Origin of the sequence: Bradyrhizobium sp. Arg816, assembly GCF_029989365.1 — a bacterium.
GTDB lineage: Bacteria > Pseudomonadota > Alphaproteobacteria > Rhizobiales > Xanthobacteraceae > Bradyrhizobium.
On sequence record NZ_JAPRAQ010000005.1, the window covers coordinates 276,668 to 288,937 of the forward strand.

7 protein-coding genes are annotated in these 12,270 nt (G+C 57.1%); 4 read left to right on the top strand and 3 right to left on the bottom strand.

Features of this window, described 5'->3' with window-relative positions; translation table 11 throughout:
* Positions 1 to 382: 382 nt before the first annotated feature.
* From OWC48_RS15315 to OWC48_RS15325, 3 genes are all read right to left on the bottom strand, one after another.
* Positions 383 to 1,357, bottom strand: a complete 975-nt coding sequence (locus tag OWC48_RS15315) for a LysR family transcriptional regulator (RefSeq protein ID WP_282520731.1) — start codon at positions 1,355 to 1,357, stop codon at positions 383 to 385.
* Between the two features lie 698 nt (positions 1,358 to 2,055).
* A complete protein-coding gene (locus OWC48_RS15320; protein ID WP_282520732.1) occupies positions 2,056 to 2,235 on the bottom strand; it encodes a hypothetical protein in 180 nt (59 codons plus the stop codon).
* 448 nt (positions 2,236 to 2,683) lie between these two features.
* Positions 2,684 to 7,372, bottom strand: a complete 4,689-nt coding sequence (locus tag OWC48_RS15325; protein ID WP_282520733.1) for an ATP-binding sensor histidine kinase — start codon at positions 7,370 to 7,372, stop codon at positions 2,684 to 2,686.
* Between the two features lie 800 nt (positions 7,373 to 8,172).
* On the opposite strand from OWC48_RS15325, the gene OWC48_RS15330 reads away from it, so the two are divergent.
* The 4 genes from OWC48_RS15330 to OWC48_RS15345 all read left to right on the top strand — a co-directional run bounded on the left by OWC48_RS15330 (position 8,173) and on the right by OWC48_RS15345 (position 12,221).
* Positions 8,173 to 8,829, top strand: coding sequence for a response regulator transcription factor (locus OWC48_RS15330; protein ID WP_282520734.1), 657 nt, complete (start codon positions 8,173 to 8,175; stop codon positions 8,827 to 8,829).
* 94 nt (positions 8,830 to 8,923) lie between these two features.
* The gene (locus OWC48_RS15335; RefSeq protein ID WP_282520735.1) at positions 8,924 to 9,322 is read left to right on the top strand and encodes a response regulator transcription factor; all 399 of its coding nucleotides are present in this window, start codon (positions 8,924 to 8,926) and stop codon (positions 9,320 to 9,322) included.
* A gap of 52 nt (positions 9,323 to 9,374) precedes the next feature.
* Entirely contained in the window at positions 9,375 to 11,168 is a 1,794-nt protein-coding gene (locus OWC48_RS15340; protein ID WP_282520736.1) for an ATP-binding protein, read from the top strand.
* Between the two features lie 519 nt (positions 11,169 to 11,687).
* Positions 11,688 to 12,221 carry a PAS domain-containing protein gene (locus OWC48_RS15345; protein WP_282520737.1) on the top strand — a complete coding sequence of 178 codons (534 nt, stop codon included), beginning with the start codon at positions 11,688 to 11,690 and terminating at the stop codon, positions 12,219 to 12,221.
* The last annotated feature ends 49 nt before the right edge of the window (positions 12,222 to 12,270 follow it).

Below are 12,270 nucleotides of genomic sequence, written 5' to 3' on the forward strand. Positions count from 1 at the left end.
AACCATCGTCACAAAAAAACAGGTCGTGTGTGCGAGGTGTCACTTCGCAGGGCTCGCGTCGGTCATCTGCTGCATCGTTGCGTCCGCGTCGGAAAGAGGTTCCCCGAGCTACGCGCTCGTGTGCCGTAGTAGAACCGCTCAAGGTCGCTGAGCGCGAGCGCCGACTGAAAAGATGCGCAGGGGCCATTGCAAGTCCTCACGATGAATTCGGAATAGACTGTCGCAACGCGCATGGCACCGCGCGCGCCAAACGTTATGGAATACTGCAACTGCGTCATGGCCGGGCTTGTCCCAGCCATGACGACTTCGCTTCACGTCAGCAACGACGGTTGGATGGACGCGACAAGTTCGGGCATGAGGAGGCGGGACCGGGGCCCAGGAGTTAGATTAAGGAGCCTGCACCTTGAGCGTCAGTCTTGCGAACATTGTCGTTGTTCGAGGCAGGGCCAGACGAGTGGCGGAGTTTATCCAGCGCACTCGTCCAGTCGCGAACACGAGCAACTTTGATAAAGGCATCGAGCGCCGGCGAATACTGCCTCCCCGCGACGGCCAAAAGCTGCACCTCTCGCCGGACGGGGTCGCCCTCAATTGGAATAGCGGTGAGCGACGGCAGTCTGGGTGCGTGCTCTGGCGCCAAGATGGCTCCAAAACCAGCGGATGCCATCTGCTGAAGATGCCCTTCCTGATCGCTCCTGTGCACAACGTTAGGCCCTGGATTGTCGGCAAAACAAGCCTGCTTGAATCGGCCTGCGACGTCGCATCCGAGTCTTTCGAGAAATACCACCTCATGCAAGTCTGGGAGCGGGATAACGGTTCGCCCCGCCATCGGATGTTTCCGAGATAGAACGAGCACGCACCGCTCCTCGAAGAGCGACCAGCGGTCGATACGTTCAGGTAGCTCCACGGCGTCACCGACGAGTGCGGCATTGATCTCGCCATCTAAAAGCATCGCAACGAGCCCGTTGGCATCGGTCTCGCGCAGATCAACTCGAAGGTCAGGGATGATCGTGGCGAGCTCCACGAGCAATTCCGTAATGAGCGCGGCGGAGACGGACGGCACCAGCCCGATCTTGAGCGGGGCGATTGTCTTCTTTTTATAGCCTCGCGCCTGAAGCCATACCGCCTCCGCGGCGGCAAATATCTCCTCCAGCGTGGGCAAAATCATCTTGCCCAGCTCGGTGAGCTGGGTGAGGTGACGTTCACGGTGAATCAACGCGCCACCGAGTTCTTGCTCTAGCTTGTGTACCGCCTTTGTCAGCGCCGGCTGGGTCACATTGCATTGCTCCGCAGCCCGCGTAAAATTGAGCGTCCTTGCTAGGGCCAAGAAATATCGTACCTGATGAAACTGCAGCTGCATACTCATACTCGAAAGATTTGCCGTGGTGCGGACCGTTCCAGTTCGTTGCCATGGTGGGCAGGGGCGATGGTCAAGCGGTTTGTCGCCGAGGTTCCGAGAAAACAGGTATTGTGCGCCGGCTCGGAATTGGTCGACCCGCGCCTTGCGGAAAGTTTTCTCACTGACGCTGTTTCCTATTAACGTCGCGGACCAAGACATCAGCTCAATCCGAGAGCCGGAAACACCGCGTCCGATCAAGCGATGCAGTTAACGCTGGGAATATGGCGCACATCCTTGTTCTCCGTGACGCTCTTCCGGACTACAGATAGAGCGGATTGATCGCGGCGTTAAGCGCAGTTCTTGTTGCAGCGTTCTCATTCTTGCGGGTTTGTTGGGTGAGTATTTCATGGCGCTTGCATCTGTAGCGTGTCCAACACCTCAGTGGTCTGGACCGCCGGGTCCACCAAGTGGACCCGCAGAATCTGCCGTGGTCTAGAGGATCGGTTCCGCTAATTCGGACTGCGCGAGTGATCCTTTACGACGGGTTTCGCTGGGGTGCCGACACGCTAGTCATATCTGTAATCAAGAAGCGTAGTATGTACTCTTCGCTCGCCAAGTTGACGTGCGGCCCCACGCGTTGACCTGCTCGTAACGAGCGCAAATCACAATGCGACGAGATTGGGAAGGGTCACGGAAGTCAGTCTCAGCCTACACGCGCGTCACTCATGAATTTCGTTCGAATGCTTTTCGATCACCGCTCCCGCGTGACGGCAACTATCCGCAATTCTCTTGAGCGCCGCCTTTGCTTTGTCGATGTCGGGCATCGAACGATCAAGCCAGGGCACGGCGGGATCGGCATTCCTTGTCATCACGGGCAACGGTCGCTTGATCTTGTGCACCGTCGCGGCGCTACTGCATCTGAACTCACTTGGATGCACGGTGAGGGGGAATGCGCCATTTGGTTCCTTCGATCACGCCGCAGCAAATACTGAGACGTCCTCGGCGGTCGATGAGCTAGTTAGCTACAACGCCCCGACCAACCCGAAGTCGCCGCGATCTGGGCGCTCGGACTCTTCGTTCCCGTCAGCTGCGCCGAACATGGAAGGAGATGGCTATGAGTGGTTCAAAGGAACAAGCCACGAGCATGGCGCTGTCCCCGACGATGAATAGCACGAAGGTGGCGCCGACCTTGAAATCAGTGGGACCAGCCCCAGGTGTTCTTCCTGAAGGAATATAAGTCGCTGTCCTTTATGGCGATCCGATCCGGCCTGGCGTATAGGCCATCTTAGCGCATCACAATATGCCACACCTGAATCCGCTGGCGGAGCCATCTGCAGGATGTTCAATTCACGCCGCCTGATTTGACTGTGCGGGCAGCGTGAATTGAAAAGTTGTGCCCTGAGGTTGGTCGGCGGTGGCCCATATTCGTCCCCCGTGAGCTTCGACAATCGAACGGCAGATCGATAGCCCCATGCCCATGCCGCCGGGCTTTGATGTAATGAAGGCGTCAAAGATGCGGTCGAGGTCCAGTGAGCTCAGACCTGGACCCGAATCCCGCACTTCGACAAGCACGCCGTCCGGCTCACCTTTAGCGGTGGTGATGACTAGTTCTCGTGACCTCTCGCAGACCGAGCTCAGCGCTTCGATCGCGTTGACGATCAGGTTCATGATCACCTGTTGCACCTGGACCCGATCTCCTTGAATGAGCGGCAAGCCCTCCACGAGGTGTGGCCGCACCGAAATGCCATTCTTCACGACTTCGCCACGGGTCAGAGCTATAACCTCAAGGATTGCTCCGTTGATGTCCACGTCTTCTTTCCGGAGAGGTGCTTTTTTGAAGAGCGCGCGCATGCGGTCGATGATCTCGCTGACGCGATTGCCGTTTGCAAAGATCCGGTTGAGAGCCGTTCGAGCTTTCTCCAGATCTGCCGGTTCTTTGCTCAGCCAGTGCAACGCCGCAGAGGCGTTGTTGAGCGTCGCCCCGATCGGCTGGTTGACTTCATGGGCAATCGAAGCCGAGAGCTGCCCCAGTGTTGCGACTCGATTCGCGTGCACGAGCTCCATCTGCACCTCGCTGTAACGCCGCTCGCTTTCGCGAATTTCCTCTTCCGCCCGCTTGCGCTCGGTTAAGTCGACCACGAAGGCCACGCCCTGGTCGTGACGCCCGCCGAACGTCGCTGCCCCGACCAGCACCGGCACGCGGCCGCCGCTTTTCAGGAAGTACTCCTTCTCATAGGGTTGCGTGATTCCGGTCGCCTCCAGATCCGCCACACGTCGGTCGTCAGCATCGCGCCATTCGGTGGGCGTCAGATCCCGCCAGCGCAGTTGACCGGAGACGAGATCGTCGCGGCCGTATCCGACGATGCGGAGAAAAGCTTCATTGGCATCGATGATCCGACCGTCAAGATCCCAGACGAAGATGCCGATGATGTTGGCATCCACTAGCCGTCGGATCCTGGCCTCCCGCTCAGCTAGATCGCGGTACAGGCTGGCGTTCTCTATTGAGATAGCCGCCTGGGAAGCGAGCAGTGTGAGGACCACCATTCGAGCTGGAGTAAACGCGCCAGTCGTAAGGTTGTTCTCCAAGTACAGTATCCCGATCAACCTGGTCTGCTTAAGTATCGGCAGGCAGAGCACTGACCGTGAGCGGTGGTCGCGAATATAGCCATCCGCTGAAAACGAGTTCTGACTGGACGCATCGTGCAGGAGAACGCTTTCTTTTGTCCGAAGGACGTAGTGAAACACAGACTTCGGTAGATCTGCGGCCGTGACGGGTGCCTGTTTCAGGACCACGTTCGCGTTGTCACTGCTGGTTGTGGCCTCTGCTTCTATTAGATATTCGTCGCCTCGGGGAAGAATCAAGAGACCTCGATCGGCGCCCGCATGTTCAATTGCCAAACTCATGAGCGTGTTGATTAGCTTCTCGAAAACGATCTCGCCTGACACTGCTTCCGAGACTCTGATGACGGTAGCTAAATCGAGCCGCTCGATGGGTGTCACTATCGTCGTCGTGGAATCCGGGATCGACTTGTCCACTTTGAGATGCGGATAAAGCCGCTCGAGTTGGCGAACCTTTCCGTCGGCTCCCCAGCGCAGGTAGCAGGCCCGCGCGGCCCGCAAATAGGTCCCCGCGATCTTCTCGTGACCGCGCTCTGCGTAGAAACGCCCGGCAATCTCGTTGGCAATCGCCTGGTTGTGCACGAACCCGTGTTTGTGAGCTTCGTGGATAGCCTTGTCGTACAGCTCCTGAGCGTTCAGTACGCGGCCCTCAATGCGGGCGATCTCGGCACCGACCAAGGCGGCGCGGTTCTCGAAGGTTTCAGGGTCGACCTCCGCCCATACTTGGAGCTGCCGGTGGTGGTCCAGCACAGAATCGAAATGCGTCGGTCTCTGCTCGGGTGTAGCGTGATCCCAGACCGCCGCATGCGCCAGCGCGCCGTAGAGTTGATACTCGGCTGACTCGAACATTGCCGCCGACGTCCAAAGGAGCGGTTCTGCGTGCAGCGAGGCGTCGACCGCCGAGGCAAGGTCTCCGGCGAAAAAGTGCGCCTGCAGCTTTCGCGTCCAGTAATAGAACTCGGCGAGCACCAGGTCGGGGCTATTGGCCAAGCGGTGTTCGGTATCAAGTTCGCTGTATCCCTGGTGATCCAGGCACCCGAACGTCGCAGTCAGCCCGCGCAAGGTTAGGATCAGACCGAGTTGTGCTTCGCAGCGCTCGATGACCAGGCCGAAACCCACCCGTCTAGCGAATGCCAGGCCGTTCTCGCATTCCTTTTGCACTTCGGCGAGTGGATCCCCGGCAGCAAGGCAAACTGTGACGGTCAGCAGCTCGCACTCCGCTGTCAGATACTCGATCGAGAAGATGAGCTGGGGATTACGTTCCTTAGTTTCTTCTGCAAGAAGGGTCCTGCCGGCCCTGAGATACGTGAGCGCCGAGTCGTATGCTGTCGAGAGTTTCGCGCGCCGGCCCGCGATCAGATTCAGTTCTGCGACGCGCTCGCGATCCTCGACAGAGGTGATGAGATGGGAGCCCCGGTTGAGTTGATTGACGATCTCAAATATCGCCTCCTCACGTTTTTCGGCGGGCGTGCGCTCGACGAGGAGCAATCCGATGCGCAGGTGAGCCTCGGCACGCAGCTCCGTCGGGATCAGCGAGTAGGCGGCTTCCTGAACGCGATCGTGCAGGAACCTGTAGGAATTGTCCGCACGGAAGATGAGGCCCGATCGCACGGCCTCCCAGAGATGGTCGTGCATGTCCTCGACCGAGCCCTGATACCCCATCCGCAGCATGTCGAACTCTGCACCGTTGCCCATGCAGGCGAACTGCTGGAGTACCTTCCGGGTTTCTGGCGGAAGGCGCTTCAACTTCTCGACCATCAGCTCTACAATATTGTCCGTGAAGCCTTTGGCACGAATGCGGAGTAGGTCCCATACCCAACGCCGCGCGCCGTAATCGAATGTCAGCAGGCGATCGTCCGCCAGAGTAGAAATGAACTGGTTTGCGAAGAACGGGTTGCCCGTGGTCTTTTCGTGAATCAAGTCTGCCAGTGGGGCGGCGCGCTCCACTTGGCAGTGAAGGGAGTCGACAAGCAGTTTACCTAAATCGTCGCGACTAAGTGGTGTGAGAACGATGTCCTGCACTGCCGCGCCGGCCCGACGGATCGCTTCCAGCTTACGTACCAGCGGATGGGTGGCATTGACCTCATTGTCCCGATACGCACCAATGAGCAGTAAGTGCTGCAATTCGTTGTGGGTCAGCAGATCTTCGAGGAGGTCGAGTGTGGCGACATCCAGCCATTGCATGTCATCGAGGAAGAGCGCCAGCGGATGTTCAGGTCGCGCAAATACGCTGATGAACCGTCGAAATACGATCTGAAAACGTCTCTGCGCTTCCCGCGGCGGCAATTCTGGCACGGGCGGCTGCTCGCCAATGACATGCCTCAATTCCGGGACGAGATCGACGAGGAGCAGCCCGTACGGACCCAGCGCCTCACGAAGTGCGTCCTGCCATTCGCGCAGGTCTTCCTCGTTCTGGCTGAGGAGCCGCCGGATGAGGCTCTGAAACGCCTGGGCCAGCGAGGCATGCGGAATGTCGCGCTTGTACTGGTCGGATTTGCCTGACGCAAACAAGCCGCGTGGCGGCACGAGTGGTTTGTGGAGCTCATTGACGACTGCGGATTTGCCGATCCCGGAGTATCCGGAAACCAGCACCAGTTCCGCCCGGCCACCGCCAACGATGCGGTCGAAGGCGGTGAGCAGAGTGTCAACCTCGCGGTCCCTCCCGTACAGCTTCTCGGGGATCATGAGGCGATCCGGGGTGTCGCGAACGCCAGGAGTGAAGTCATCGATCCACCCTTGGGACTCCCATTCGGACAGGCAGCGCCGAAGGTCGCTCTCAACTCCCACTGCTGTCTGATACCTCTCCTCCGCCGTCTTGGAGAGCAACTTCATCGTAATCGCGGAGACCGAGGCCGGCACGTTTCCCACCCGCTCACTGGGTGCGGCTGGTTGTTTCGCGATGTGACAGTGTACCCATTCCATCGGTTCGGAGGCCGCGAATGGCAGACTCCCGGTCAGCATCTCGTAAAACGTCACTCCAAGTGAGTAAAGGTCGCTCCGAGAATCGATCGAACGGTTCATTCGTCCCGTCTGCTCGGGTGCCATATAGGCGAGCGTCCCCGCGGTGAACTCGGGAGGTTCGTGGGAGTGGCGCTCGCGTGGAAGTTGGGACGCAATCCCGAATCCGGTGAGCCACGCGTTGCCTGCGTCGTCGACGAGTACATTCGCAGGCTTGATATCCTTATGTATGAGGCCCTGCTGATGGACTTGACCGAGTGTTCTTGCCAACCCAATGGCCGTGCTAAGGAAGCGAGTCAGGTTGAGCGGTTGCCCCTGGTCACGCTCAAGAATCCGATCCAGCGGCTGACCGCCAGGGTCCGTGAGTAAAAGGATCGTCCGGCCTTCGTGACGAGTAATGGCCAGAGGCTTGGCAGCCCACGCCGGATCGAGTTCGGCAGCGAACGAGTATTCGTGCATGAGCCGCCTGATACTCTGAGGCGACGGCTGTTCAAAGAGTGCGATCGCTAGGATGGGCGAGGGGTCGTCGTGCTTTCGGCCGCGGTAAAGGGTAAAGTCCGCGCTTTCCCGCAGGGGCACCAGCACGTACCCCGAGAGCCCCGGGATAGGTGACATTCTTGTCGCCACGGCATCACCACTTCGGAGTATTCATTTGGACAGGACGCCAGAAGGATGCTCACAGGAACGAAGTATCAATGGCCAGCCGTAGAGTTGGTTCAATCTTTCTAACGAACTGAAACTTTCTGACGAGAACAAGCCAAGCAGGGTGGCAACGGCCTAATGCTCTGGGAGCCGTCATTCTTAGGATCATTGTTGTATCGACGGCGTTGGGGAGAGCAACGACAAAGATCTTGACACAGACATCATCTCTGACCTGCAGGACTCAGCCGCGCCAATCCCTTGGGAAATTCGCCAAAACGAGCGATCGCGCGGCGCGCGCGGCATGGTCACATGCATTCTCCAAGTCGGCGATGGCGGCGCCGCAACAAATAACCCTCGACGTAATGGAAGTAGAGCTGAGCCATCTTACCGCACCATGATTTGCCCACTATCAGCAGCCTCTATCAAAGCACGTAGTCCCAACGGGCAGGGTCGTCCGTAAAATGGAGCCCGTCATCTAAACTAGCTTGTTCAGTTATGTCGCAGGTGTAGCGATAGTGCTATATTTTGCAGAAAGGCGCACCGTACGGCCGATGCGCGGTGGGAGCCGCGATGGCTTCTCTTCGCATGAACGCTCAATTGTGAAACGGAACTCGCGTATGAAAGAGGGCGTGCTTAGCAGGGTTCCAGCTTTAGAAGACCCGATCGTATTTGTGATCGATGATGATCCGCTCACTCGTGGATCGCTCAGCAGCTTGTTCCGTTCAGTCGGATTGAGTGTCAAAGCGTTGGCTTCCGCAACCGAGCTGCTTGAAAATCCATTACCCGCCGTTCCGAGCTGCCTCGTCTTGGATGTGAGACTTCCCCAGGTTAGCGGTTTCGAGCTGCAAGCGGAACTCGGCCGCTTAGGCATTGAAATACCCATCATTTTCATTACTGGTCATGCTGATGTTCCGATGTCCGTCAAGGCCATGAAGGACGGCGCGGTTGACTTCCTGACCAAACCGCTTCGCGACCAGGAGATCCTTGATGCGGTCACAGGGGCGCTCGAGCGAGATCGAAGACGGCGCAGCGACGAGAAATCCAAGTTGGACAAGCGAGCCCGATTTGAATCGTTGACGCCCCGCGAGCGCCAGGTCATGTCGCTGGTGACGGCCGGTCTTATGAATAAGCAAGTGGCTGCGCGGATCGGAATAAGTGAAATGACGGTAAGGATTCACCGTGGCCACGTCACGCGAAAAATGGGCGCCAAATCACTGGCCGACTTGGTCCTGATGGCCGAAAGCCTCGGCGTTCGTGGACGACGTGACGACTGACTAGCACACACGTAGTATTTGCGACAAACCCGTTGGGTGGCATTGTGCGGTTAGATCACTGGTTATTTGCTGTATCCAGAGTGGGAATAGACGATTGAAAGAAACTCCGCTCATAGCGATCGTCGACGACGACGATTTGTCTCGGACTGCCGTTGAGTCGCTCGTAAGATCGCGCGGATTTACAGCCTGTACATTCGCGTCGGCTGAATCATTTTTGCGGTCACCCTTGGTGAAGAAAACCGAGTGCTTAATTGCAGATGTGCAAATGCCGAACGTGGACGGTCTTCAGTTGCAGCAGCATTTGTTGCTATTGGGCTTAGATACGCCGATCATTTTCTTAACGGCGTATCCGGACGATGCCATTGAGGCGCGGGCGTTGAAGGCAGGTGCTGTCGGTTTCCTGCAAAAGGGGCGCGATATCTGGGGAGGACGCTTTTTCGCCTGTTTACAGAAGGCGTTAGCAAATCGAGGAGTTCCTGCGTCAAACTCGTAATCACTAGGCGAGTACTCAGTTCGATTTAGACCTCTTGTGTGGAGGTGAAATCTTGACCAACCATGCTCAATCGAAAAGCGATGTGGATGCGCCGACACTAGTTGGTGCTGCTCCCCTGGATTCGATACTGTGTACGGAGGAGTTGCTTAGGCGCCCATCGCGTCCCATTGATCACGAGAAGGAAAATTCGGCACTCTCGGCGCTGGTTCGTGCACTCGCCGACTCCCCGCACACTATACTGCAGACGTTGGCTGACAAGGTTCTCGAGGTCTTGCAAGCTGATTCCGCCGGCCTAAGTCTGCTGACGAAAGATGAAAAGAGGTTTTACTGGGCGGCTATTTCCGGCGAATGGCGGCCTCACATCGGCGGTGGCACCCCGCGCAATTTCGGCCCATGCGGCGATGTGCTCGACCGCAACATTCCTATGTTATTCACTCATTGGGAGCGGCGTTATCCCTATTTGAGCTCAGCGACGCCGCTTGCTACCGAAGGATTGCTTGTTCCATTTCATGTAAAAGGTAGAGCGGTCGGTACGGTTTGGGTGATCTCTCACGGGAGCAGCCGAAAGTTTGATGCCGAGGATCTGAGGCTGCTCGAAAGCATGGGTCGTTTCGCGTCTGGCGCGTATCACACTGTCCAGTCCATTGAGGATCTCAAAGTCGAAATCGCCGCGCGCGAGAAGGCGGAGGCGGCGGTTCGCGAAATGGCAAGTGGATTGCAAGCCAAGATTCGACGTTTGGTCGACGCCAATATTATTGGTATCTTTATCTGGGCCAGTGACGGTGGGATCATTGATGCCAATGATACCTTTCTCAGTATCGTCGGATACTCCCGCCGGGATCTCGCATCCGGCAGCCTCAACTGGAAGAAATTGACGGCTGCCGAATGGCGTGCTGCCGACGAGAAGCGTGTCCACGAGCTGGAGGTCACAGGAATCGCCCAGCCGTATGAGAAAGAATATCTACACAGGAGCGGCGACCGCGTGCCGGTGTTGGTCGGTGCGGCAAAGTTCGAGGGCGCGACGGACGAAGGCGTTGGGTTCGTGGTTGACCTGACTGATCGCAAAAGGGCGGAAGTGGCCGCTCGTGAGATTGAGCGACGGTATCAAGAGGTGCGTCAGGAGTTGGCGCATGCCAATCGTCTTGCGACAATGGGACAACTGTCGGCCTCGATTGCCCATGAAATCAACCAGCCGATCGGTGCGTCAATCACTTACGCCAATGCCGCTTTGGTCTGGCTGCGCGCTCAACCGCCAGATGTGAAGGAGGTCGGGCAGGCGCTCGACCTCATCGTGGAGAGTGGCCTTCGAGCCGCAAAAGTGATTGACCGCATCCGTGCGCTTGTCAAGAAGGCCCCGCCCCGAATGGAGAACGTCCAAATCAACGAAGCGATTTTAGAGGTAATAGCACTAGCTCACGGCGAAATTGCCAATAGGGGGGTTTCGGTGGAGACGCAACTTGCGGAGAGGCTGCCGGCTCTCAAGGGAGATCGCGTCCAACTTCAACAAGTGCTTCTTAATCTACTCGTCAACGCCACGGAGGCAATGAGCGGAATGCGCGAGGGCGCTCGAGAATTGCTGATTAGCACAGCAATGAATAACTCGGATCACGTGCTCGTCACCGTGCAGGATACGGGTCCCGGCTTGGCTCCCGAGGGCCCAGATCGACTTTTCGAAGCCTTTTACACAACCAAACCTAACGGTTTGGGAATGGGACTTTCGATCTGCCGCTCAATTGTTGAGGGTCATCAAGGACGGTTGTGGGTAACCGCAAACAAGCCGCAAGGAGCCGTTTTTCAATTCATGTTACCCACACTCGCACGGCGAGAATGGCAACACCCGAGCTGAGTTTGGACGTGCGCCTTCCAAGTGACGACCGCATATATTGTGGAGCAAACATCTGTGATCAGACCATTGCGCATCTAAATCAAATCTTTGCTCGGAACGAAAAACGCAAGAATCCCTCCTGCAACCGTGCTCAGAGTGTTGAGTCTAATCGCTGCCTCGTCATCTCGGTTTGCCCGAGATGTGGGCGGCGCGCAAATCACACTTCCGGGCCCCTTCTTAGGCGATAGGTTGCGCGGCTCAGGTCTTGTCTTTGACGGACCGAAATATCGCTGCCTGTTCGACGATCTAAGAAGGTTCTCTCCCTTAGTGCTCGGTTCGCCAAGCTCAGCAAACTACTGGTGCTGTCTGTCCTGCCCCGCACCCTGCCGACGTCAGGTGATGTGCCGCGGTAAGGACGACCCCTACTTAAACGAAGCGAAAACGAACTATCGTTTTAGTTTAGAAAGATAGAAGAAAACGAGATAGAATTCCGCAAGCCCAGGTCTTATGAACAATGTGGCAATGCAAAGGAGGTTGAAAATGGCAGCGAGCGCAACAAGCACGATGATTTTGGATGGCGACTTCGACAAAATCGACTTCCGAGGAGAACTCGTCGACGGGCACCTCGTCGCAAAAGGAATTCTTGCAGACCAAGCGGCAATGGATTCTATCCCAGTAGGGATATACGTTCTCGAAAAAGATGCCACCGTCGTTAAGTGCAATAAGGCTGCAATCGCGGGTTGGGGACGCACGCCTTCTCTCGGAACCTCGGAAAAGTTTTGCGGGTCACACCTTCTTCGTTACCCCTCAGGAGAAGTGATGCCGCACGAACTTGCACCACCTTCCGTGGTGATCAACAACGGCGGCACCGTTCGGAACGCTGATGTGATTTGCGAGCAGCCCAACGGTAATCGTCTTCTGGCGCTAGTTAATGTCTTTCCAATTCGTGACCACGAGGACGAGGTGATCGGAGCCGTCAACATTTTCCGTCACAATACGAGCAAGACTGTTCCTGGCTTACTCTCCGAGTCTGCAAGTAGTTCTAACTCCAAGATCGGTGAGGGGGAGCAGTGAGGCTCCCCGGCGTCGCTTCGGGCTGGACTAGCGTCTTGATAGGTCTGTT

What these genes read in the sequence shown, in the direction of transcription:
- OWC48_RS15325 (WP_282520733.1), bottom strand. Translation starts at nt 7,372, where the DNA reads ATGCACGAATACTCGTTCGCTGCCGAACTCGATCCGGCGTGGGCTGCC.
- OWC48_RS15330 (WP_282520734.1), top strand. Translation starts at nt 8,173, where the DNA reads ATGAAAGAGGGCGTGCTTAGCAGGGTTCCAGCTTTAGAAGACCCGATC.
- OWC48_RS15315 (WP_282520731.1), bottom strand. Translation starts at nt 1,357, where the DNA reads ATGCAGCTGCAGTTTCATCAGGTACGATATTTCTTGGCCCTAGCAAGG.
- OWC48_RS15345 (WP_282520737.1), top strand. Translation starts at nt 11,688, where the DNA reads ATGGCAGCGAGCGCAACAAGCACGATGATTTTGGATGGCGACTTCGAC.